The organism is Streptomyces sp. NPDC052023 (assembly GCF_044548465.1).
Taxonomy (GTDB): domain Bacteria; phylum Actinomycetota; class Actinomycetes; order Streptomycetales; family Streptomycetaceae; genus Streptomyces.
This window is the reverse complement of record NZ_JBIUBW010000004.1, coordinates 418,903-441,563: the sequence shown is the minus strand read 5'-3', so window position 1 is coordinate 441,563 and position 22,661 is coordinate 418,903. Positions and strand designations below refer to the sequence as shown.

The 22,661-nt window shown below is 72.6% G+C and carries 17 protein-coding genes; 6 read left to right on the top strand and 11 right to left on the bottom strand.

Annotation, left to right across the window (positions count from 1 at the left end; genetic code table 11):
- Positions 1-10 precede the first annotated feature (10 nt).
- From ACIHCM_RS12360 to ACIHCM_RS12345, 4 genes are all read right to left on the bottom strand, one after another.
- Positions 11-781, bottom strand: coding sequence for a 2,3-dihydro-2,3-dihydroxybenzoate dehydrogenase (locus ACIHCM_RS12360; protein WP_399893240.1), 771 nt, complete (start codon positions 779-781; stop codon positions 11-13).
- Positions 782-841: 60 nt separating this feature from the next.
- Positions 842-2,011 (bottom strand): 3-deoxy-7-phosphoheptulonate synthase, encoded by a 1,170-nt coding sequence (locus ACIHCM_RS12355; RefSeq protein ID WP_399893237.1) that lies wholly within the window; start codon positions 2,009-2,011, stop codon positions 842-844.
- 68 nt (positions 2,012-2,079) lie between these two features.
- Positions 2,080-3,375, bottom strand: a complete 1,296-nt coding sequence (locus tag ACIHCM_RS12350; RefSeq protein WP_399893234.1) for a 3-hydroxybenzoate 6-monooxygenase — start codon at positions 3,373-3,375, stop codon at positions 2,080-2,082.
- 570 nt (positions 3,376-3,945) lie between these two features.
- Positions 3,946-4,764 (bottom strand): isocitrate lyase/phosphoenolpyruvate mutase family protein, encoded by an 819-nt coding sequence (locus tag ACIHCM_RS12345; RefSeq protein ID WP_399893231.1) that lies wholly within the window; start codon positions 4,762-4,764, stop codon positions 3,946-3,948.
- 445 nt (positions 4,765-5,209) lie between these two features.
- Here ACIHCM_RS12345 and ACIHCM_RS12340 point away from each other — a divergent pair, with 445 nt between their 5' ends.
- Entirely contained in the window at positions 5,210-6,058 is an 849-nt protein-coding gene (locus tag ACIHCM_RS12340) for an arylamine N-acetyltransferase (RefSeq protein WP_399893228.1), read from the top strand.
- Between the two features lie 60 nt (positions 6,059-6,118).
- Positions 6,119-7,063, top strand: a complete 945-nt coding sequence (locus ACIHCM_RS12335; RefSeq protein ID WP_399893225.1) for an NAD-dependent epimerase/dehydratase family protein — start codon at positions 6,119-6,121, stop codon at positions 7,061-7,063.
- A 338-nt stretch (positions 7,064-7,401) separates the two neighbouring features.
- Here ACIHCM_RS12335 and ACIHCM_RS12330 read toward each other — a convergent pair whose 3' ends face one another.
- Positions 7,402-8,160, bottom strand: a complete 759-nt coding sequence (locus ACIHCM_RS12330) for an SGNH/GDSL hydrolase family protein (RefSeq protein ID WP_399893222.1) — start codon at positions 8,158-8,160, stop codon at positions 7,402-7,404.
- A gap of 492 nt (positions 8,161-8,652) precedes the next feature.
- Here ACIHCM_RS12330 and ACIHCM_RS12325 point away from each other — a divergent pair, with 492 nt between their 5' ends.
- Positions 8,653-9,801 carry an IS701 family transposase gene (locus tag ACIHCM_RS12325; protein ID WP_399893220.1) on the top strand — a complete coding sequence of 383 codons (1,149 nt, stop codon included), beginning with the start codon at positions 8,653-8,655 and terminating at the stop codon, positions 9,799-9,801.
- Positions 9,802-9,885: 84 nt separating this feature from the next.
- Here the strand turns inward: ACIHCM_RS12325 and ACIHCM_RS12320 are convergent, their stop codons facing one another.
- Together ACIHCM_RS12320 and ACIHCM_RS12315 are read right to left on the bottom strand one after the other, a co-directional pair.
- Complete coding sequence (locus tag ACIHCM_RS12320; RefSeq protein ID WP_399893217.1) at positions 9,886-11,463, bottom strand: FAD-binding oxidoreductase; 1,578 nt, start codon at positions 11,461-11,463, stop codon at positions 9,886-9,888.
- A 253-nt stretch (positions 11,464-11,716) separates the two neighbouring features.
- Positions 11,717-13,675, bottom strand: coding sequence for a helix-turn-helix domain-containing protein (locus ACIHCM_RS12315; RefSeq protein WP_399893214.1), 1,959 nt, complete (start codon positions 13,673-13,675; stop codon positions 11,717-11,719).
- 223 nt (positions 13,676-13,898) lie between these two features.
- Between ACIHCM_RS12315 and ACIHCM_RS12310 the strand changes: the two genes are divergently transcribed.
- Positions 13,899-14,672 carry a methyltransferase domain-containing protein gene (locus ACIHCM_RS12310; protein ID WP_399893211.1) on the top strand — a complete coding sequence of 258 codons (774 nt, stop codon included), beginning with the start codon at positions 13,899-13,901 and terminating at the stop codon, positions 14,670-14,672.
- Positions 14,673-14,744: 72 nt separating this feature from the next.
- Complete coding sequence (gene pabB, locus ACIHCM_RS12305; RefSeq protein ID WP_399893208.1) at positions 14,745-16,943, top strand: aminodeoxychorismate synthase component I; 2,199 nt, start codon at positions 14,745-14,747, stop codon at positions 16,941-16,943.
- Positions 16,944-17,272: 329 nt separating this feature from the next.
- On the opposite strand, the gene ACIHCM_RS12300 is transcribed toward pabB, so the two are convergent.
- The 4 genes from ACIHCM_RS12300 to ACIHCM_RS12285 form a co-directional block, all read right to left on the bottom strand.
- Positions 17,273-17,815 (bottom strand): transketolase-like TK C-terminal-containing protein, encoded by a 543-nt coding sequence (locus tag ACIHCM_RS12300; RefSeq protein WP_399893206.1) that lies wholly within the window; start codon positions 17,813-17,815, stop codon positions 17,273-17,275.
- 242 nt (positions 17,816-18,057) lie between these two features.
- A complete protein-coding gene (locus ACIHCM_RS12295) occupies positions 18,058-19,980 on the bottom strand; it encodes an anthranilate synthase family protein (RefSeq protein WP_399893203.1) in 1,923 nt (640 codons plus the stop codon).
- Positions 19,977-20,600, bottom strand: a complete 624-nt coding sequence (locus ACIHCM_RS12290; protein WP_399893200.1) for an isochorismatase family protein — start codon at positions 20,598-20,600, stop codon at positions 19,977-19,979. Before ACIHCM_RS12290 ends, ACIHCM_RS12295 begins: the two co-directional genes overlap by 4 nt.
- 349 nt (positions 20,601-20,949) lie before the next feature.
- Positions 20,950-21,810: a BTAD domain-containing putative transcriptional regulator gene (locus ACIHCM_RS12285; protein WP_399893197.1), complete on the bottom strand. Its 861-nt coding sequence runs from the start codon at positions 21,808-21,810 to the stop codon at positions 20,950-20,952.
- Positions 21,811-22,001: 191 nt separating this feature from the next.
- On the opposite strand from ACIHCM_RS12285, the gene ACIHCM_RS12280 reads away from it, so the two are divergent.
- Positions 22,002-22,658, top strand: coding sequence for a TetR family transcriptional regulator (locus tag ACIHCM_RS12280; RefSeq protein WP_399893194.1), 657 nt, complete (start codon positions 22,002-22,004; stop codon positions 22,656-22,658).
- Positions 22,659-22,661 lie beyond the last annotated feature (3 nt).

Below are 22,661 nucleotides of genomic sequence, written 5' to 3'. Positions count from 1 at the left end.
CGCCCGGGGCTCAGGCGCCCAAGGAGGCGCCGCCGTCGACCGTCAGGACGTGCAGGGTTATCTGCGCCGCCTCGTCGGACAGCAGGAAGGCCACGGCCGCGGCGATGTCCGTCGGCAGGGAGATGCGGCCGGTGGGGATGCCCACCCGGAAGTTGTCCGGGTCGCCGGCCAGCGTCAGCCGCGCTCCCGACTCGTCGGCCCACATCGACCGCAGCATCGGGGTGTCGGTGGAGCCCGGGGCGACGACGTTGCACCGCACGCCGAAACGGGCGACCTCCAGGCCCAGTGACTTCGTGAACATGGTGGCGGCCGCCTTGGAGGCGGCGTACGCGGCCATGCCGGCGCGCGGGGTGACCGCCGCGTTGGAGGCCACGGTCACGACGGCACCCCTGGACCGCCGCACCATGCGGCCCACCACGGCCCGCGACAGGTGGAAGACACCGTCGACGTTGACGTCGAACGTCGTGCGCCAGTCGTCGTCGCGGTAGGAGACGACGTCGCCGAGGCGCAGCACACCGGCCGCGTTGACGAGCATGTCGACGGGGCCGAGCCGGCCTTCGACCCGCACGACGGTCTCCTCGACCCGCTCGCTGTCGGTGACGTCGGTGGGGAAGGCGGTGACCGACAGTCCCTCCGCCGCGAGTTTCCCGGCCGTCTCCTCCAGCCGGCACGCGTCCCGGTCGAGGGCGGCGACGGCGGCGCCACGTCCGGCCAGCTCCTTGACGACCGCCTCCCCGATTCCCCCGGCCGCGCCGGTCACCAGGGCCACTTGTCCTTGCATCGCTGCGACCTCCGTCGTCGCTCGGTCCCGGGCGTACCCGGGAGGTGGGATGTCCGCCACTCAGCCCGCCCAGGCCGTCACGACGGATATCGCCTGGGCCGCGGTGAGGCGCGGGTCGCAGTGGCTCGTGTAGACGTCCCCGACCCGCTCGGCCTCGGCGGCGTGCCGCACGCATTCGGTGACGTCGTCGGGGGTGGTCTCCAGGTGGAGGCCGCCGGCGACGCCACCGGCCGATTCGACGGCGTACCGGAAGGCCCGCACCTCGCGCTCGACGGTCGGCACCAGGCGGGTCTTGTGCCCCGACGGCGTGCGGACGGTGTTGCCGTGCATGGGGTCGGTGAGCCAGATGACCGGGTGGCCGGCCTTGCGGACGGCCCTCACCAGTGCCGGCAGCCGCGCGGCGACGGTTTTCGCGCCCATCCGCGCGATGAGGGTGAGCCGGCCGGGCACGCGGTCCGGATCGAGGCGCTTGCACAGGGCGAGCAGTTCCTCCTCGGTCGTCGTGGGCCCGACCTTGCACGCGAGGGGGTTGCTGACCTTGGCGAGCAGCGCGACGTGGGCGCCGTCGGGCCGGCGGGTGCGCTCGCCGATCCAGGGGAGGTGCGTGGAGGTGAGCAGCAGCTCGCCGGACGGCTCCTCACGCACCATGGGCACCTCGTAGTCGAGGAGCAGCGCCTCGTGGCTGGTCCACACGGTGGATTCCGCGTGCGGGCGGCGCGCGCCGTGCCAGCCGAGGTTCCGGGTGATCTCACTGGCCGCCATGTAGCCGGTGAGCAGCCTCAGCGGGTCGGGCCTGCGGCTCTCCGGATCGGGCTCGGGCGAGTTGACCATGTGCCCCCGGTACACGGGCAGTTCGACCCCGTCGACGATCTCCGTGTCGTTGCTGCGCGGCTTGGCGAACTGCCCGGCGATACGGCCGACGCGGACCACCGGCCCGCGCGTGACCAGTTTCAGCGCCCCGGCGAGCAGGTCCAGTACGGCGACCTTGCGGTGCACGTGTTCGGGGGTGCTTTCGCCGGGGTCCTCGGAGCAGTCGCCGGCCTGCACGACGTGGGCCTCGCCCGCCGCGACCAGGGCGAGCTGTTCGCGCAGGGCGCGCACGTCGTCCGCGCGCACCAGCGGCGCTCTGAGGGAGAGCTCCTTGCGGACCAGCTGGGTCTGCTCGCCATCACCCCATTTCGGCTGTTGCAGAGCGCTTCTGAGGCATATTCCGTCCAGGGTGTTGTCCACTGAAAGTCTCCGAAGGGTGCGAGGCAGATACGGCCGGACGTCTCACGGAACGTGCAAGTGGGCGGTGCTCAAACGGAAAAGCCTCCGCCGTCCGCCGCTCCTGGTGCCGGCGGTGCGGAGGTGTACACGGGAACGAGGACCTCGCCCGGCTCGAACCGGGCGGCCGGACGGCGCAGGCCCGCGGGCGGCAGGCCGGACCCGCCGCCGTGCAGCCAGGCGACCTTGTCGTACAGCTCGTCCTCGGAGAGGGAGGAGAGCATCAGGTTGCGTGCCGCGGCCTCCTCGCCCGCCGGGTGGTAGAGCCGGCTCCCGATCTCCCTGGCGACGATCTGTGCCGCGGCCGTGCGGTCGCGCCGCGCCGCGTTGTACTCGGCCAGCCGGAGGGGAACGTCGTCGGAGGTCATGCCTGCCGTCGTGTCGCCGAGGACGACGGCGTCCTCCAGGGCCATGCAGGCACCCTGGGCGGCGTACTGCAGCATCGGGTGCGCGGCGTCGCCGAGCAGGGTGACCCGGCCGGTGCACCAGTCCGCGACCGGGTCACGGTCGCACAGCACCCAGGCGCGCCACTGCTCCCCCAGTTCCAGCAGGGCGCGGGCGGTGTCGCACACGTCCGGGAACTGGCCGAGCACCCGCTCCTTGCGGACCGGCTCGGCGGCCAGGGCCTCGGGGGCGCCGTCGTCGCGTGTGGCGGCCAGGTTGAGGAACCTGCCGCCGCCGATCGCGTAGTGCACGAAGTGCCAGTCGGGACCTGCCCAGAGGGTCACCGTGTTCCAGCGCAGCTCCTGCGGGACCTGCTCCATCGGGATCACGGAACGGTAGATGGTGTGGCCGGACACCCGCGGCGGCCCGTCCCCGATCAGCTGCGCGCGGATCGCGGAGCGGATGCCGTCGGCGCCGATCAGGGCGACACCGGAGAACCGCTCTCCGGCACGGGTGACGGCGGTGGCACGGCCACCCGTCCACTCGTACGCCCGCACGTCCTTGCCCGGCAGGAGCTCGATGCGGTCCGAGGCCCGGCAGGCGTCGAGGAGCGGCTGGTAGAGGTCGGCGCGGTGCACCACGGCGTACGGGTTGGCGAACCGCTCCCGGTAGGCACCGGTGAGCGGCATCCGGGCGACCGTCCGCCCGGTCGTGCCGTCCATGAAGCGCAGCGCGTCGATGAACACGGCACGGTCGCGGACCGCTTCGCCGACACCGAGCCGGTCGAGGGCGCGGAAGGCGTTCGGGGCCAGCTGGATCCCGGCGCCGTACTCGGCGAAGGTGTCCCTGCGTTCGAGCACGGTGACCTCGTGGCCGTGCCCGGCCAGGCTCATGGCCGCGGCCAGGCCGCCGATGCCGCCACCGGCGACGACTATCTTCGACATCGCTTCGTCTCCTCGGTCTCTGTCCGGGATGGGCACTTCCGGCTGTGCAGTGCGGCGGACGCAGGCGGGGCGTGCGTCACCCGTGCGGCCCCAGGGCGATGCGGTGCCGCATGTCCGGTGCGGCGGGGCGGCCGGTGGCTCGGGTCGTCCCCGGGAGAGACACACGCGAGGGGCGGTGGCTCGGGGACGGTCGGTGAGGACGGTTCCATGCTGTGGATTTCAGACATTCGCAGCAACGTTCGTCCGGCCACTTCGTCATGTCGGAGCGGCCCGCGCCGGTGCTCGCCGGGACGGAGGAGCTGGCTCGATCCACAGGGTCACGAGGCCGCAGGGCCGCAGGGCCGCAGGGGCGCAGGGGCGCAGGGGCGCAGGGCCACAAGGCGATACAGCGACATGACGACACGGCGACACGGCGACACGGCGAGAGTGGAGCGCGGCGTCAGCGGCCCGGCCACGGCACATGACGTGCCCCCCGGCCAGGGGGTAGCCGGGGGGCACGGACGCGGCGCAAGGGGGGGGCCGCCGCGTACAGGACCGCCGGCCTGCGTGGCCGGCGGGGAACTGGCCGGATCAGGCCGGGCGCCGCTTGAGGAATTCGGCGTACGGATCGTCGCCCTGGCGGATCTTTTGCGCCAGGCCTTCGAGGACCATCAGCGTCGCCATGTGCAGACCGGGACCGAACGTCACGCGGGCCACGCCCAGTTCGCCCAGACGGGGCAGGGACGGGGTCTGCGGCAGGTACATGATGTTGACCGGCCCGGGGATCCCCTCCACGAGGGCGGCGATCGTCCCCTCCTCGGCGGCGAAGACGGGGAACACCGAGTCGGCGCCGGCCTCCAGATAGGCGCGGCCTCGCCGCACCGCCTCCTCCACCATCTCCCCCGGGGGAGTGTCCGGAGGGAAGGCGCCCGGCTCCCACACGTCCACCCGGGCATTGACGTAGAGCGGAACCCCCGCCTCGTCCGCGGCCTGCCGTATCTCGGCCAGGAGGGCGGCCTGGGCAGCGATGTCGACCAGGTCGGTCCCCGGGTGGGCGGTGTCCTCGATGTTGCAGCCCGCCGCTCCGGCCGCGAGCAGGCGGGCCACCACGTCCTTGCCCGAGAGGCCGTATCCCGCCTCCACGTCCACGGTCACGGGGACGTCGACGGCGCGCGTGATCCGTGCGGCCGCGGCCAGCATCTGCTCGGCCGGTGCCCCTTGGTGGTCGGTGAAGCCGAGGCTCTCGGCCACGGCCTTGCTGCCCGTGGCGAGCGCGGGGAAGCCCGCCTTGACCAGTACCTGGGCACTGGCCGCGTCCCATGCGTTGGGCAGGACGAACGGCCGGTCGCCGTGCAGCGCGCGCAGCCTTTCCGCTTTGGCGGCAAGCACTGCCACGTCAACCGTTGCCATGGGCTCTCCTCGTTCCGGTCCTCGGCTGCTGTCCGTGTCGGCACGTCTGCGGGGCGGTGTGCCTGCGCGAGGGCCGCGCCCGCCGGGCCGGCCCCACGACCGGACACCCCACCGGATCACGTCACCCAGGACCACCGGCACGGCCGGAGTCCGTCATGTCACGGTCGTTCACGGGGTGCGGACCGGGTTCCGCACAGTGTGCGCCGACTCCTCTACCACGACGTCGAGTTGACAGACTCGTGCGGGCGGGAAGCGCCGGCCGGGACGCGCTGCCACACTCCTGCACCGTGCGAAGTACGAGTCGCTCGGGGCCGGCCGCGCACGCGGCCCACCGGCCCGGTTCCGCGACGTCCGGGACAGCGGGTCACCTCGCACCAGGCCCGGGCCTCCCCTGTCGTCCCCGGGCCCTTCTTCTTGAGAGGGCAAGCCGTTGACTATCACAAGCGTGGACAACTCCGGCCAGGACGTCATCTGGGGCTGCGACCAGCTGGACCTGGACGCATATCTGCGGCGTATCGGCCACGACGGGCCGCGCACCGCGACCGCGGACACCCTGCGGGCGGTGCACCGCGGTCATCTGGCGGCGATCGGATTCGTCGCCGACGGAATCGAACGCGACCAGCTGCCGCTCGACCTCAAGTCCCTGCAGGACAAGCTGGTGGACGGTGGCGAGGGCGGCTCGTGCTACGAGCACAACCTGCTGTTCGCCGCAGTGCTGACCCGGCTCGGCTTCCGGGTGACACGGCATCTGGCCCGTGTGCGGCGCGGCAACACCACCGACATCCGGTTCCGGTCGCACACGACGCTCGTGGCCGAGGCCGGGGGCGAGCGGTGGCTCGCCGACGTGGGCTTCGGCGACGAGGGCCCCCTGGAGCCGATCCGGTTCGAGGACGGCGCCGCCCTGACGGTGGGCGGCTGGCACTGGCGCCTCGACGACGACGGAGCGGAGTGGGTGCTCCGCTCGATGCACGAGGACGGCTGGTTCGACGTGTACTCCTTCACCACCGAGGCCCAGTACCCGATCGACCTCGAGGTCGCCGCGCACTTCTCGATGACCAGCCCGCGCTCGGTGTTCCGCGGCCACATCGTCGCCATGCGGGTCGGCCCCGAGGTCCGTCACGTGCTGCGCGACCGGGTCCTGGAGACGCGCTACCCGGACTTCACCAGCGAGCGCAGGCTCCTTCCGGCCGAGGAGGTCGTACCGGCCCTGCGTGACGTGCTCGGCCTGACCGTCCCCGACGATCAGGCGGCCAAGGTGACCGCGCACCTGTCCCGCAACCGCTCCGCCCAGTAGCCGTCCGCTCAGCAGCTACGAGCTCAGCAGCGGCCCCGCCCAGCGACAAGAGGAATTGGCATGAGGATTCTGATAGCCGGCGTCACCGGAGCGATCGGACGGCAGCTCGCGAGCCAGCTGCTCGCCGCGGGCCACGAGGTGGTGGGCCTGGCCCGGTCCAGGGGCCGGGCCGCCGACCTCGAGGGCTCCGGGGTGCGCATGGTCTACGGCGACGCCCTGGACCGCGACTGGGTCATGGCCACGACGCGGCAGGCGGCACCGGACGCGGTGGTGCACCTGCTCACCGCGATCCCGGCGAACCCCAACCCCAAGCGGGTGGACGAGGAGTTCGCGCCGACCAACCGGCTGCGCACCGAGGGAACCCGCAACCTCGTGGACGCCGCCGCCGAGGCCGGCGTCAAGCGCGTCATCGTCCAGAGCATCGCGTTCGTCAACGAACCGGGCCGGGGCCCCGCCGACGAGGACGCGCCCTTCCTGAGCAACCCGCCCAAGGCGTACCGGCCGGTGCTGGAGGCGGTCCGGGACCTGGAACGCATCACGTCGGCGGCCGGCGGTCTGGTGCTGCGCTTCGGGCACCTCTACGGTCCGGGCACCGGCTTCGCCGACGACGGACCGTTCGTGGCGCAGGTGCGGGCCGGGAAGGTGCCGGTGGTCAGTGGCGGGCACTCGGTGTTCTCCTTCACCCACACCGCCGACGCGGCCTCCGCGATCGTCGCCGCGCTGACCGTCGCCACCGACGCCACGGTGCTCAACGTCGTCGACGACGACCCGGCGCCGGTGCATGTGTGGCTCCCGGAGCTCGCCCGGATCCTGGGCGCACCGAAGCCCAAGTCGGCTCCGGCCTTCCTGGCCAGACTGGCCGTCGGCGGCTGGGGTGTGCTCTATCTGACCGGTCTGCGCGGGGCCGACAACGCGCGCGCCAAACGCGTCCTGGCCTGGGAGCCGCGCCACCCGTCGTGGCGCGACGGCTTCGCGGCGGAGCTGGGGGCGACGGCCGACGCGTGACGCCCCGCGGCATGCCGGCGCGGTGATCAAGGCCGGGCGACCAGACGGTCGCCCGGCCGCCGACGCATGCCCGGGACTCGACGGCACCCGCCCCGGGATCTCACGGGCAGCGGTCGGGATCGCACGATCAGCCGCCGGTACGACGCGACGGCCGGCCGGCGTCATGACGCGACGGCTTCGCGGCATGCGGCGGGACCCGGTGACCGGTGGACCGGTGATCCAGCGGACGGCTGCGGGCTCCGGCGGGCCGGGCGAGGGTCAGGCCGAGTTCCGGATGGTGCGTCCCGTACGGGAACGAGCATGGCGGCGGCCTCGCCGGACGGAGCCGTACGTACCGCTCACGCCTCGTGCCCGCCCTCGGCGCCGTTCTCCACCGGGCGGGCGAGCCACGGTGCGTAGTACTCGCGCAGCCACCCGGTGCCCTGCCGGCGCAGCCGGCTCGGGGAGGCCCCGGGGCCCCGCACCAGCCGGCCCTCGGAGGCGGTGTACCGCAGACCGAGCACCCGGGCCGCCTGCGCGGCGACCTGGCGGTGTCCCGCCTGTGACAGACACAGCCCGCCCCCGTCCCAGGCCCGGCGGTCGTGCAGCGCGCGCAGCGACCACAGGTCGACCACCGGGCAGCCGTGCCGGTCGGCGATGGCCCGTACGTGCGCGGTGTACATGGCGGCCTTGCCGCGCAGATGTCGCAGCCCGGGGATCGCGCGTGCGTCGAACCCGGTGAACAGCAGCACCGTGCCCGCGTGGGCGCACAGTTCGCCGACCGCCTCCTCCGTGCGTTCCGCGAGGGTATCGGGGTCGCTCCCGGGCAGCAGCAGGTCTGCGTTGCCCGCACAGAGGCTGACCAGGTCGGGGGCGGACTCCCTGACGACGGCGAGCTGTTCGGCGCCGGTCTGGTCCAGGAACCGCCCACGCGCCGGCTTGAGGTAGTGCAGCAGGCCCTCGGGCCGCTCCTCGGCGAGGAGCACGGCGAGCCGGTCCGCCCAGTCGGTGGACGCGCCGTGGGTCACGGAGGCCTCACGGCCTTCGTCCAGGGCGTCGCCCAGGGCCGCGTACGACTCGATACGGCGCCCGTGAGCCCTTGTGGATGGTGTGGTCACGTCGAGACTTCTCACCTCTCGAGCCCTGGGGGCTGCTCCGCCGCCGCGGCGGCCAGGGTGGGCGCGGGGACCACCGGAAGGCTCCGGCGGCGGCCCGCGGCCCGCGCTCCGCGTCTGTGGTCAAGCGATGGTCCGACCACCTGCCGATGAGCGGAAGGAGGCCTGGTCAGAGTCTGTCACCTAACCGATCCCCTGAAGCCTCCTCGCTCCTCGTTCCCCCGTAAAGGTGGTCCGGCCACACCCGCGACCGGCGCCGCGGCCGGCCTCGGTCGCAGGCGGAGCGGCGCCGGGCGCCCTCTGGTGGCCCGGGCACTGGAGCGTCGCTCAACTAGGTGACGGGCGCACCTCGTTCGTGCCCCGGCCGGGCCCCGACGGTGGATGTCAGCCGAAGGGCGGTCCGATCGGATGGGGGAGAGCTTTGTGAATACGTCTGATCTCAGGCGGGAGACATGTGCCGAACCGGGCTTGCGGCGCGGACTGGTCCAGGAGCGTGTGGACAGCGCGATCTGGGACGACGTCGTCACCGAGATCAGCGCGACGCTGTTCTCCACGTTCCGCAGGAAGGATCAGCGGCTGAAGGCCGAGCAGTATCTGCGCGGCCTGCTGTTCGCCAAGGGCCGTAAGTCCATCCGCAACATCGCCGCACACGTCGGCTCGGCGGCCGCCGAGCAGAGCCTGCACCACTTCATCTCCAGCTCGACGTGGGACTGGCGTCCGATACGGGCCGGGCTCGCGGCGTACCTGGAGCGGGGTGGGGCGCCTCGGGCGTGGGTGGTGGGGTCGCTGCACATCCCGAAGGCCGGGGAGCACTCGGTGGGCGTGGACCGGCTGTTCGCCCCTCAGCTGGGCCAGATGTTCCGTGGCCAGCAGGCGTCCGGCCTGTGGTTCGCCTCGGAGGAGCTGAGCGTCCCGGTCAACTGGCGTCTGCTGCTGCCCGATCAGTGGGTCAACGACCATGAGCGGCGCGAGCGGGCGGAGGTGCCGCGGGGCGCGGGATGCGAGAGCCCCGAGGAGTGCGCCGTGGCCGTGGCCCTCGACACCGCGCGGAACTGGAACGTCACACGCCGGCCGGTCCTGCTCGACCTGCGGGGCGGCGCCGTCCGTCCCACGCTGGCGCGGCTGGCCCGGGCGCGGCTGCCCGTCGTCGGCCGGATCGCCGCGTCGTGCCGCCTCACGGTGGCCGACCAGGCCCTGCCCGGGTTCGGTGCGGGGCCGTTGCCCGCCCAGCACATCCTGGAGTCGACGAAGGGGCTGCGCCGCCCGGTGCACTGGATCGACCCGGTCCAGCGGCACGCCTCGCGCACCTCCCTCGCCTCGGTGGTCCGGGTGTCGCTGCTGGACCCGCAGGCGGGACGGCAGCGTCCGATGCTGCTCCTCGGCGAATGGCGTGACCCGCAACGTCCGCTGTCCGAAGTGTGGTTGACCGATCTGATGAGCGCGCCGGTCGCACCGTTGCTTCGGCTGACGAAACTGACCCGCCGCGTCGCCCGGGACTTCGCCGAGACCGGTGAGGAGGTCGGGCTGCGCGACTTCGTGGGGCGGTCCTTCCGGGGCTGGCACCGCCACATCACGCTCGCCTCGGCGGCCCACGCGGCGGCCGTGCTGGCCACCGACAGCCTCGGGCTGGAGTACGCCGCCTGACGAGAAGGGGTGGCGCCGGTCCGGGACGGTGACGGGGCGGGGGCACCCGGGCGGCGGTGCCCCCCTCCCCCGGTGTCCCTTGGATCAGTTGCCCGGCGGCTCGATCGACTGCGGGTGGCGGAAGAAGTTCCGCGGGTCCCACTTGGCCTTCACCTGCTGGAGCCGTGGGTAGTTGTCCTTGTGGTAGAGCTCATGGCAGGACGTACCGGACCTGTTGAACGTGGGGTCGCTGAGGTCGTTGTCCGGATAGTTGACGTAGCAGCCGTCGGTGACGTCGTTCGGCACCGGGACGCCCCCCGTGTCGGCGTACAGGTCCTGGTACAGGGACCGCAGCCAGGCGACGTTCCGCTCGTCGTCCTCGGCCTTGTGCCAGTACGACTCGAAGTACACGAGCCACAGGGCGTCGCGGTGGGTGGCCGCGGTGGCGGCGTCGTCCAGGGCCGTGATCCGCCCCCGTACGGAGTTGATGACCAGGAAGCTGTACGGGTTCGGGTTGTCGGTCTTCGTCAGGTACCGGTAGATGGTCGCGACCTGACGCTCCGGGAAGGCGTCCTTCATGTACGCCGACTTGTGGGACGTGCGCAGGCTCGGGCTGGTGATCGTCTCACCGGCGGTCATGGTCTGCGCGGTGGCCTTCAAGAACGGCCGCTCCGTGATGTCGTTCGCCCGTGGCGCGACGCCCAGCGCGTCGGTCACGAACGCGATGAAGTCATCGACCAGTTCACGGGCGTCCGGCAGGGTCGAGTCGATCTGCGCGACCACGTTGAACGTGCCCGAGTCGGCGTGCTGCAGGAAGATCCAGTGGCCGAGGTCGAGGTAGGGCGAGTCGAGGCCGCCGTGCGCCTTGGACCAGTCGGCGTACACGGCCATGAAGTTCGCGAACGCCTCCTCGGTGATCTGGTCCCACGACCACGCCGCGAAGACGGAGAAGACGGTGGACGGCGCCTTCGGCAGCAGATCGCCCGGGCTGCCTTCCGCTCCGCGGCTGCGCATCCAGAAGCGGGTGACGACACCGAAGTTCCCGCCGCCGCCGCCTGCGACGGCCCAGGCCAGGTCGTGGTGCGGGTCTTCCGGATCGCGGGTGGCGACGACGGCGCGCACCTCGCCCCGTGCGTCCACGGTGACGACCTCGACGGCGTAGAGGTGGTCGCTGAGGATGCCGTCGCGGCGCGAGAGGATGCCGTACCCGCCGCCGGAGAAGTGGCCGCCGGCACCCGTGGCGTAGCAGCCGCCGCCGGGAAGCGTGACCCCCCAGCCGATGTGCAGCGTCTCGTAGATCTTGAGGAGGGTGGCGCCGGGTTCCACGACGAAGGCGTCGCGCTCCTCGTCGAAGCCGACGTGGTCCATCAGCCGCAGGTCCACGATGATCTCGGTCTCGTCGTTGAAGACGAGGTTCTCGAAGCAGTGGCCGCCGCTGCGGAGCGCGATGCGCTTGTTGTCGCGGACCGCCTCCTCGACGATCTCGACGACCTGGGCGGTGGTGGACGGAAGCCGGATGGCCTCCGGGGCGGCCACGTGCCGGTTGTTGCCGTGGCCCCTGATCATGTCCGGGTAGCGCGCGTCGCCAGGCGTGACGGTGGGGATGGCGCCGGTGTGACGGCCTGGCGCCGCGTCCTCGGGGGTGACGGAGGCCGGTCGGGCGTTGGCTAAGTTGGAGTTCACTTGGTTCACGCTCCCGTGTCGTGAGCTGCTCTCCTGGCGAGCTCGTCCGCTTGCTGAACCCCAGCCTCCGCGCCGTTCGCCGGAGGTCCCGGAACTCTCCGAAAGCATTTGTCAGGTACACCGATCTCGCGGCCGTCAGGCGCCGGGAACGAGCCGCCGAGGGATGCATTCAGGTCGCCCGTGCCACTCACCGGACGCCCCCCGGCGCCCTGCCCCCTCAGGTCACCGCCCGCCGGCCGCCGGCCCCGGCGGGTCACTGCCCTTCGTCCGTGTGCCGGGACCCACCGTGCCCGCGCCGGTCGCGCAGCACCCCCTGAGCCCGCAACAGCCGCAAGGCCAGCTGCACCTCCAGGGCCTGGCCCGGCTTCTGCCAGTCGGCGCCGAGGAGTTCGGTGATGCGCTCCAGGCGGCGCGAGACGGTGTTGGGGTGCACGTGCAGTGCCTCGGCGGCGTTGGTGGGACTGCTGCCGGAGGCGAAGTAGGCCTCCAGCGTGCGGGTGAGCTCGGTGAGGCGGTCCGCGTCGTACTCCAGGACGGGTCCGATGGCCGAGTTGACGAAACCGTCCACGTCGTAGTCGTCCGACAGCAGCAGGCCCAGGAAGCCCAGGTCCTGGGCGGAGGCCGCGCAACCCGCGCCGTTGAGCGCGGTCAGCGCGTCCAGGCAGCGCATGGCCTCCCGGTACATCCGGGTGATCGAGGCGGCGCCCCAGTCGGGCCCCGCCGCACCCACGGACACCGGGTGCCCGAGCAGCGGGGAGAGCTCGTCGGCGACGGCACGGGCCGCGGCGGAGGCGTCCGTTCCGGGCAGCAGCAGCACGATGCAGCCGCTCTGCACGGTCTTGAGACCGGACATCCGGTACGCGTAGGAGGAGGCCCACACCACGGCCCGGCCCTGCTCTCCGCCCTCGGGCCGGGCGACGACGACGACATGCTGCTGGTCGAGGTCGATGTCGAGCCTGCGGGCCCGCTGGACCGTCTGGTGCGGAGGGTGCGTGGAGGCCGACGCGGCCAGCAGTTCGTCGAGGAGTTCGTCGCGCACCGGCCCCTCGGCGACAGCCGCGCTGCGCTGCATCAGCAGGTGCACCGCGAAGGCCTGCGCGGTGATCTGCAGCAGCCAGCTGTCCTGCCCCACCAGCTGGGCCATCGGCCGCAGCACCAGGACGCCGAGGTCCTCCGTACCCGCGATGACGGGGGTGACCCAGGTCCGGGCGTCGGCCTCGACCGGACCGCGCTGCGCGTGCGCCGCCAGGACGGCACGGGCCACCGCTTCCTCGTCCAGGTCGGGTATCTCCCCGCCCGCGGCCAGCACCCGGCCCGCCGGGTCACGCATCTGCAGGGTGCCGTCCAGGGCGTCACCGGCGGCCTTGGCGACACTGGTCAGGTCCGCGCCCGCGACGAGCAGGCTCATGATCCGGCTGTAGGCCTCACCGAGCTGCTCCAGGCGGGCGAGACTGGAGCGGGTCCGGAACCCGTCGAGTTCGAGCTCCGCCACGTGCGTGCGGGCCTGCTGCAGCAGTCCGGTCTTCTCGATGGCCACGGCCGCGAGGTCGGCGAGGGAACAGATGAGGCCGATCTCGTCGGGCGTGTAGTGGCGCACCTTGCGGTCGGCGCCGTACAGCACGCCCACGGCGGTGTCGCCGCAGCGCAGCGGAACGGCCATCAGCGCGTGCAGCCCCTCGGCCTCGACCACGGCGTCGATGCTGTCGGCGTGCGCGATGGACTCGTCGTTGAGATAGTCGGCCGTCCACAGCGGGGCCCCGGAGACCAGCGCCTGATGGCCCAGACCGCTGCCGCCCTTGACCCGGAGTCCGGTGTTGAGCGCCGTGGTGGAACCCTCCGAGGTGTGGATCACCATGTCGTTCTCCCCGTCCCCCAGGGCGACGTACGTCATGTCGAAGTGGAGCAGCAGCCTGACCCGTCGTGTGATCACGCTCAGGAGGGTGTCAAGGTCGTAGGGGAACGTGAGGTCACGCGCGGTGTCGACGAGCGCGGCGAACCCGGCCTCGCGCTGTTGCCGGCGGTCCAGGGACGCGTGGACTTCGCGGGCGAGCTGCACCGCCCGTTCGACACGGGCGAGCTCCGCGGGATCCGCGGGGTCACGACGCGCACGCTGCAACAACGCCTCGAAGCGGCCCGGCGGCGCTTCCTCCGCGAGCAGCGCGAGGACCGCGAGCACACCGTCGTCGTCTTCGGGCGCGTGAAAGCCAGACATGTGTTTCCCCCGTATCTCAAGCCGGCAGGCGCGGCAGAAAATAGTTCCCGCAACTTTTACACGTCAACGCTGAACAGGAGCGTTGAAGTGCCCTGGTGTTGGGAGCACCACTTCGGCGCCCTCGCGGTGTTTCGGGACCACCTTCCTGCCGGGTGCCGCTCTGCCGGAGGCTCGAGCCGCCGACGCGGAGAGTTGTCTCTCCGCCACAGGAAGGGGGCTGACCTTGCAGATCCGAAGCCACGAACGTTCACTGGAGCGCAGCCGCAGGGCCCGCACGGACAGCGGGCGGCCGGACCGTTTCACCATGCGGGGCCGTGAGTGGCGGCTGCTGCCTGACGTGTTCGCTCCGCCGTACTCGGCGTCGACGGACGCCGCCATGGAACTGCTCGGTCTCATGGCGGGCACCCAGGTCCCGCGGCACGGCTCGTTCCTGGAGATCGGCTGCGGCACCGGCATCATCGCGGTGAGCGCGGCCCTGGCGGGCTGCGACCGGGTACTGGCCACGGACATCAACCCGCACGCGGTGGACAACGCGGCGCTCAACGCGCGCCGGCACGGCGTCGCCGACCGCGTGTCCGCCCTGCACAGCGACCTGTTCGACGCGATCGACCCGGATCAGCGCTTCGACACGGTGTACTGGCACTCCAACTTCGTCCTGGCCCCGGCCGACTACCGCTACGAGTCGATGCACGAGCGCGCCTACGTCGACCCGGGCTACGCCGCCCACGAGCGGTACCTGCGCGAGGCGCCGCTGTGGACGACCGCGGGCGGCTCGGCCCTGCTGCACTTCAGCGACCGCGGCGACCTGGCGCTCCTGTACGACCTCGCCGAGGCGTCGGGGCGCGAGCTGCAGGTGCTGCGCAGCATGCGCATCCGGGAGGGCCGCGACCTGGTCGAGCACGTGCTGATCAAGGTATCCGCGACCCGGGTGGGCACGGAAGCCGGTGCCGCCGGTCCGCGCCCCGAGTCCGCGCCGCCGGCCCGTACGTCCGGCTGAGCCCGGCGCGCTCCGTCCGCACGGACCTACGCACCACGCCCCTGCCGACCTCACGTGGAAGACGGACACCCCATGCGCATCCTGCTCGTCGACAACTACGACTCGTTCACCCACAACCTCGTCCACTACCTCGCCCGCATCACGGGCCAGGAGCCGGTCGTCGTGCCCAACGACGACCCGGAGTGGCACATCGGGCGCCTGGCGGAGGTCGACGCCGTCGTGCTGTCGCCCGGTCCGGGCACTCCGGAACGCGCCGCCGACTTCGGGATCTGCCGTGAACTGGTGGAGCGCTGCGAGCTGCCGCTGCTCGGCATCTGCCTGGGGCACCAGGGGGTGGCCCTGGCGCACGGCGCCGGCGTCGTCCGGGCGCCCGAGCCCCGCCACGGCCGCCTGTCGCCGGTGCTGCACCACGGCGACGAACTCTTCGCCGGCATCCCCTCGCCGTTCGAGGTGGTGCGCTACCACTCGCTGGCCGTGACCGACCTGCCCCCGAGCCTGGAAGGCACCGCGTGGACGCCGGACGGTGTCCTGATGGCTCTGCGGCATCGCAGCCGGCCGATGTGGGGCGTGCAGTTCCACCCCGAGTCGATCCTCACCCGCCACGGCAAGACGCTGCTGCACAACTTCGTCGAACTGGCCCGCGGGTGGCACGAGGACCACCCCGCGCATGCGGAGCGGTCCCGGGCGGGGGCGCGGCCGGTGGTCACCCCGCCCCGCGAGCGTGCGGCGGTGCGGGAACTGCGCCTGCTGGTGGAGCGTTTGGAGACCCAGTGGTCCGACGAGGTGGCGTTCGCCGAGCTCTTCGGCGCGCGCGAGCACGCCTTCTGGCTGGACAGCAGCACGGGCCAGATCTCCGGCGGCCCGCTCGGCCGCTTCTCCTTCATGGGCGACGCGTCGGGACCGCTGGCGCGGATCGCCGAGGCCGACGTGTGGACGAACACCACCACGGTGCGTTCCGCGGCGGGCAGCGAGGTGATCTCCGGTGACTTCCTGACATGGCTGGACCGCGATCTGGCCGCCATCCGGACGACGATGCCCGAGCTGCCCTTCGACTTCGCCCTCGGGTGGGTCGGCTACCTCGGCTACGAGCTCAAGGCCGAGTGCGGCGGGAGCGCGGTGCACCGGGCGGCGGAGCCGGACGCCGTCATGGTCTTCGCCGACCGTGGCGTGGTGTTCGACCACGCCACCCGGACCACCTACGTGCTCGCGCTGGCGGAGGAGGGCCGCCCCGACGCCGCGCGCCGCTGGATCCAGGACACGGCGCGCGCCCTGGTCCGGCTGTCCGGCCGCCCGCAGACCGACCCGCCCATGACCGGCCCGGGTGCCGAGGTGACGCTCCGGCACGGCCAGGAGGAGTACCTCCGCATGATCGACGCCGCTCTGGAGGAGATCGCCGCGGGCGAGAGCTACGAGGTGTGCCTGACCAACATGGCCGAGGCACAGGGCGTCTTCGATCCGTGGTCGAGCTACCGGCTGCTGCGCCGGGTCAGCCCCGCGCCGTTCGGCGCGCTGCTGACCTTCGGGGAACTGTCGGTGCTCAGCACCTCCCCGGAACGGTTCATACGGGTCGGCGCGGACCGTCAGGTGGAGTCGAAGCCGATCAAGGGAACCAGGCCGCGCGGGGCCACGCGGAAGCAGGACGCCGAACTGGTGATGGAGTTGCTGACGGACGAGAAGGACCGCGCGGAGAACCTGATGATCGTGGACCTGGTCCGCAACGACCTCGGCCGGTGCGCGGAGATCGGGTCCGTGGAGGCCGAGGACATCTTCCAGGTCGAGACCTACAAGACCGTGCATCAGCTGGTGAGCACGGTCCGCGCTCGGCTGCGCGAGGACCGCTCCCCCGTGGACTGTGTGCGGGCGGCGTTTCCGCCGGGCTCCATGACGGGCGCACCGAAGATCCGGACCATGGAGATCATCGACGAGCTGGAGGCCGGGCCGCGGGGGGTGTACTCGGGGGCGATCGGCTACTTCTCACTGTCGGGCGCGGCCGACCTCAGCGTGGTGATCCGCACGGCGGTGCTCACCCCGGGCCGCCTGCGCTACGGCGTGGGAGGCGCCGTGATCGCCCTGTCCTCGCCGGAGGCCGAGTTCGAGGAGACGGTGGTCAAGTCCCGGCCGCTGCTGGCCCTGACGGGCGGCTCGTTTCCCCGGCACCGGACGCCGCTTCCGTCCCGGGGTGCGGCCGCCGGGGCGGGGGCGGCTCGGCCGTCCGCCCGGGTACGGCAGCCCGAGGGCGCGGTCGCGGCGCGGCCGCACCGCGCCGGATGACAGAGGAACCCGGCCAGTTGGCAGGGGAACTCGGCCGTGCCGCCGCTCGTGGAACCGGCGGCACGGCCCCCGTTCCTGGAACCGGCGGCACGGCCCCCGTTCGTGGAAACGGCGGCACGGCCCCTCGTTACCTCTCGGCGCGAGGCCCGCGAGGGCGGCCTTGGGGCGAAGGCCGCCTTCTGCGGGGAGACAGCCGGATGAGGGGGGCACCGACGGCCGGCTGTCTCCCCGGCACCTTCATTCTCGGCGTGCTCCCCCCACCGGGGCGAGCCTGCTCCCGGCGCTGTGTCAGGTCGGCCGGGGCAGGGCGACCCCCGTGGCCGGTGACATCACGTCGCCCGGTGCAGCCTGGTACGTGCGGCGGCGGCCACGCGCTCGGCGGTGAGACCGCTCTGCTGGTGGAGCTCCCGGTAGGGGGCGCGGACGCCGAACTGCGCGAGGCCGACGGACTGCCCGGCCCCGCCGAGCATCGCGTACCAGCCGAGCTCGACGCCCGCCTCGACGGAGATCCGGGCCCGCACCCCGGGCGGCAGCACCGCGTCGCGGTACTCCTCGCTCTGGGCCTGGAATTTCTCGGCGCACGGCATCGACACCACGCGGGTGGCGGTGCCCTCCCGCTGCAGGATGTCCCGTGCGGCCAGGGCGATGTGCACGTCGGCTCCGGTGGCGACGAGCACGACGTCCGGCGCCCCTCCCTCCGCTTCGGCGAGGACGTGGCCGCCCCGTGCGGCGGGGGCGTCCTCACCGATGTCCACGGGCCACGGGCCGTTCGCGCCGGGGGCCTGAGCGGCGCCCACCGCGCGATGGCCGGTGCCGGTCCCGTCGCAAGGTGCCGTACCGTCGGCCGCTGTCGTGCGTTCCTGGATGGTCACTGGGTGCTCAGAGCTCCTCGGCGAAGGAAGCTGACAGGACGGGCTGTTCGTGCCGGGACGGCGGATCCGCGCGGACCCGGTGCCGATCCCCCGCGTTCGGTGCCGGCGACCGGGCCTGCGGCTGGAGCCGTCCGCCGGCCCGGGCTGTCCGGGCCGGCCTCGGAGGTCCTCGCCCGGACAGCGCCGTCCACTGTCCGGGCGAGGAGGTCGCCGGTCCGCACCGGCCGCGCGGCGTGTCGTCCTCAGACGACGAGCATCCCCTTGGCGAGCTCGGTCAGGCGGGTGGCCACGATCCGCGGACCGCCCTGGGTGAGTACGGACTCCGCGTGGAACTGCATGGAGGTGAAGTGCGGAGCGCGCAGGGCGTGCACCTCGCCCGTCCTCGGGTCACGGCTGACCTCCACCACCGTGCCGTCGGGGGCGTCGAACTTGTCGGAGGGGCTGTGCGCGGCGAACGTGTTGTAGAAGCCCACGCGCTCGGGTACGCCGAACAGGTCGATCTCCCGCTGCACACCCTGGTTGGGCGTGTCCCGGCGGCGCAGTTCGAGGCCCAGCCGGGTGCAGAGCACCTGGTGGCTCAGGCAGACGGCGAGGAACGGCTTGCGCTCGTCGAGGAGGGTCCGGATCGCCGTACGCAGGTGGGTGATCTTGGCGTCGCCGGTGTCGCGCGGGTCGCCGGGCCCCGGACCCATCACGACGAAGTCGTGGCCGTCGAAGGAGTACGGCTCGTCGAAGCGGCTCATCGTCACATCGAGGCCCAGGGACAGCAGTTGCTGCTCGATCATCGCGGTGAAGGTGTCCTCGGCGTCGACGACGAGGGCACGGCGGCCGGCGAGCGCCGGAGCGGACCGGACGCGCCCGGCGCGGTCGGCGAGCCAGAAGTCGGCGATCGGGGCGTTGCGTTCGGCGAGCGCGGCGCGCACCCGGGGGTGGTTGGCGAACCGTACGGGTCCACCGTCCTCCAGGGCGCCGACGAGGCCCGCGGCCTTGGCGCGCGTCTCGGCCACTTCCGAGTCCGGGTCGGAGTGGCGTACGAGGGTGGCGCCGACGCCGATGCGCAGACGGCCGTCGCCCTCGATCTCGGCGGTGCGGATCAGGATGGACGAGTCCAGGGTCCGCCCGCCCTGCGCGTCCCGGCCGATGAGGGCGGCGACACCGCTGTAGTAGCCGCGGCCGTGCGGTTCGTAGCCGGCGATGACCCGGCAGGCGCTCTCCAGCGGGCTGCCGGTGACGGTCGGGGCGAACATCGTCTCGCGCAGGATGTCGCGCGGGTCGCGGTCGGTGTGTCCCTCGATGAAGTACTCGGTGTGGGCGAGACGCGCCATCTCCTTGAGGTACGGCCCCACGACGCGCCCCCCGCGCTCGCAGATCCGCGCCATCATCTTCAGCTCCTCGTCGACCACCATGTACAGCTCCTCGGCCTCCTTGCGGTCGGCCAGGAACGTCATGACGCCGTCCAGCGTGGGGCCGGAGGCCGGATAGCGGTACGTGCCGCTGATGGGGTTCATGACGGCGGTGCCGGCGGCCAGGCTGACGTGCCGTTCGGGGGAGGCCCCGACGAACGTGCGGTCGCCGGTGTGCACGATGAAGGTCCAGTAGGCGCCCTGCTCACGCTCCAGCAGGCGGCGGAAGAACGCCAGGGCCCGGTGCACGCCGAAGTCGCCGATCTCGGCGGTGAAGGAGCGCTTGATGACGAAGTTGGCGCCCTTGCCGGTGCCGATCTCGTCGGTGATCACCTTGCGGACGATGTCCGCGTACGCCGGGTCGTCCACGTCGAAGTGGCTGTCCCGCAGCTCGATGGGGGCGTCGGGGACGCGCCGCAGCACCTCGGCGAGGGTGACACACTGCTGTCCGGTGACGGCGAGGGCGAGCAGGGGGGCACCGTCGTCGGCGCAGTCGAAGCCGCGCTCGGCGATCTGCCGGTACGGCAGCAGGGCCAGGACCTCCTGGTACGGGGTGCCGGTGGCGGCTCCCGACGCGGGCACCGGGATGTCGGCCAGGGTGCGCGGCAGCGAGACGGTACCGACAAGCACGTCCAGGGTGCCGGTGCCGGTGGTCTCGGGCCGGTGCAGCAGGGCGAAGGCCGGCGGGTCCGGTGCCAGCGCACGGCCGAGCAGGTCCGTGGCGGCGGACGCCGTGGCCGTGTTCCCGTCGTTGCCGCTCATCCGATGACCTCCTTGGTGGTGGTGACGACGGCGCAGCGCCGGGCCGCGTAGTGCAGGGCCAGCCGGTGGTCGTCCTCGGTGAAGTCCGCGACGGCGTCGGCGACCAGGAAGGTCTCGATGTCGTTGGTGAACGCCTCGACCGCGCTCATCAGCACGCCGACGTGCGCGTACACGCCGCAGACGATCAGCTGGTCACGCCGGTGCGCACGCATCCGCTCCAGCAGATCGGTCTTGAAGAACGCGCTGTAGCGCCACTTGGTGAACTGCCAGTCGCCGGGGGCGGGGGCGAGCTCGTCGGCCACTTCCCGGTCGTCCGGGGTTGTCCGCATCCCCGGTCCCCACACGTCCCGCAGGAGACCGCGCTGTTCGGGCGTCATCCCTCCGGGCTGCGCGGTGTACGCGACAGGGATGCCCCGCGCGGCGCAGTGGTCGCGCAGCGCGGCGGCGTTCGCGACCAGTTCCTCGCGCAAAGGGCCGGGGAAGGGCCTGAGGAAGTAGCGCTGCATGTCGTGGATCAGCAGCACCGCCCGGCCGGGATCGACGGACCACTGCGGAACGCTGGCCGGCAGGGCGTGGGCGAGCGGCATCGGGTAGTTGTCGATGGACGGCAGACCGGCCATGGAGATCCTCTCGTCTTGCGTGGACCGGGTGCCCCGGGTACGGGCGGGAGTCGACGGCGAGCCTCGCGCGGGCCGTATGGCCTTCGCTCGGGCCGGGGCGTCGAACTTCTCGCGCGACGGCAGGCTGTTGCGCCCGATTCTGTGGAGGGGTCCCGTGCGGGCCCAACGCGCCGTCCCGGACTACGTCAAGTGGAGAGAAGTCCATCAAGTCCCCCACCCGTTGCGTCTGTCGCACAATCACCGCGGGCGAAGGGAACAGCTGAGGGGCCCGACGGCGGTCGTCGGGCCCCTCGGGGCTTGAACTGCGGGCGGCGCCCGTCGACGGCAGGTCCTCGTCGATGGGGGCGGCTCAGGGCCTGCTGAGCGGCGCGGTGCGTGCCTTGCCCGCCGCCATGCCGTAGCGCGTGGACCCCGCCACGCGGCCGCGAGGCTCCGGCAGCGCGCGCCCGTAGAGGCGTTGCCCAGGTACCGGGACACGAGGGGAAGCCGTGGGGTGAGGTGACGGCGCCCTCTGGGTCAACTGCTGGTAGGCCGCGAGGGCCTGGTCCTGGTCGGCGCACCGGTTCAGAATGGCGGGGAGCTGGTCGCGGACGCGGCCGGGGACCTGCACCAGCGGCAGGTCGGCGGCCAGCTCCCGGTGGCGGCCGAGGCGCAGTTCCGCTTCGATCCACTGCCCGAACGCGCGTTCGCGGGACAGCCACAGGCGGGCGCTCTGGGCGGCGAGGTGCGGTCCGGCCGCCACGTCGGCGAACGGCTCGCCCCGCCACAGCCCGAGTGCCTCGCGAAGGCGCCGCGCGGCCGTGGCGAGGTCTCCCGCGGCCATGGCGCGGTAGCCGGCGCCGGCGGACCGTTCGAAGTCCCAGGCGTCGCTGGTGTCACCGCCGCTGTCGAGCCTGTACCCACCAGGGGTGTCGGCCAGGATGTCGGCCGCCTGCCGGTCGAGCCGGCCCCGCGTCGCCCCGCTGCGCTCGCGGTCGCGCAGGGCGATCGCGATGAGTTCCCGCAGCTGCCTGACGTAGGTCTGCAGCATGAGCTTGGCCTGGTGGGGTGGCCTGTCGGGCCAGAGGTCCCCGATCAGCAGGTCGCTCGGGACGACGCGGCCGGCCAGCACCGCGAGGAGCGCGAGCACCTGGCGTGGCTCCGCTGCCGCGGGCGCGATGCGCGTTTCCCCCTCCGTGACGGTCAGCACCCCCAGGACCTTGATGTCCATATCCCCCGTGCCCCCCTTATGCGCTGATTGCGGATGGGGCCGCACCGGCCCCATCACCAACGACTGGCAAAATAGTAGTGTGCTTTTTGTTTTTTCGAAAGGCCGGTCCCTGACCGGCCCTCCACGGCTCCGTAGAGTCGTGCCGACCGCACTGCGCCCCTGCCAGTGCCGGGTGCCAGGAAGGGGCCTTGGTGAAACAGGCACGAGCCGCCCGGACGCGTGACGCCCTGGTGCGGGCCGCCGCTTCGGAGTTCGACCGCGACGGGTACGACGGCGCCTCCCTCACCCGGATCAGCCGCACCGCGGGCGTCTCCATGGGCGCCCTCACCTTCCATTTCTCCAGCAAGGAGCAACTGGCCGACGTGGTGCGGGCCCAGGGCGAGGCGATCACCCGGAGGGTGGTGGCGCGGGTGACCGAGGGCGGGGAACCGCCCCTCAACGCCGCCGTGGCCCTCACACTCGCTCTCGTCGGGCTGCTCGAGGACGAGGTCCTCGTCCGGGCCGCCGCGCGCCTGGCGCGCGAGCGGCAGACCGGCCCGCCGGACGCCTGGATCGCCATGTGGGCGCCGGTGTTGCTCGAACAGCTGCGGGCCACTCCCCAGGAGCTGCGCAGCGGAGTGGACCCGGCAGCCGTCGCCTCGCTGTGCGTGCTGCTGGTGCGGGGGGCCGAGATCTGCGTGCGGGAGAACGTCACCACCCCCGGCAGCCCGCCTCAGGACGCCGTCGGGCAGCTCACCGCCGCCTGGCGGCTCATCCTGAACGGCGTCACCGCCGCGTCGGCCACCGCCGCGGACCCGTCCGGCGAGGCCCACGGGCATCCTCCGTCCCGTTGCACGGAGTTGACCTGAGGG

Bases quoted from the DNA above. Each gene is read 5' to 3' on its own strand.
- ACIHCM_RS12350 (WP_399893234.1), bottom strand. From the start codon at position 3,375: ATGTCGAAGATAGTCGTCGCCGGTGGCGGCATCGGCGGCCTGGCCGCG.
- ACIHCM_RS12335 (WP_399893225.1), top strand. From the start codon at position 6,119: ATGAGGATTCTGATAGCCGGCGTCACCGGAGCGATCGGACGGCAGCTC.
- pabB (WP_399893208.1), top strand. From the start codon at position 14,745: ATGCGCATCCTGCTCGTCGACAACTACGACTCGTTCACCCACAACCTC.
- ACIHCM_RS12345 (WP_399893231.1), bottom strand. From the start codon at position 4,764: ATGGCAACGGTTGACGTGGCAGTGCTTGCCGCCAAAGCGGAAAGGCTG.
- ACIHCM_RS12315 (WP_399893214.1), bottom strand. From the start codon at position 13,675: ATGTCTGGCTTTCACGCGCCCGAAGACGACGACGGTGTGCTCGCGGTC.
- ACIHCM_RS12285 (WP_399893197.1), bottom strand. From the start codon at position 21,810: ATGGACATCAAGGTCCTGGGGGTGCTGACCGTCACGGAGGGGGAAACG.
- ACIHCM_RS12290 (WP_399893200.1), bottom strand. From the start codon at position 20,600: ATGGCCGGTCTGCCGTCCATCGACAACTACCCGATGCCGCTCGCCCAC.
- ACIHCM_RS12295 (WP_399893203.1), bottom strand. From the start codon at position 19,980: ATGAGCGGCAACGACGGGAACACGGCCACGGCGTCCGCCGCCACGGAC.
- ACIHCM_RS12360 (WP_399893240.1), bottom strand. From the start codon at position 781: ATGCAAGGACAAGTGGCCCTGGTGACCGGCGCGGCCGGGGGAATCGGG.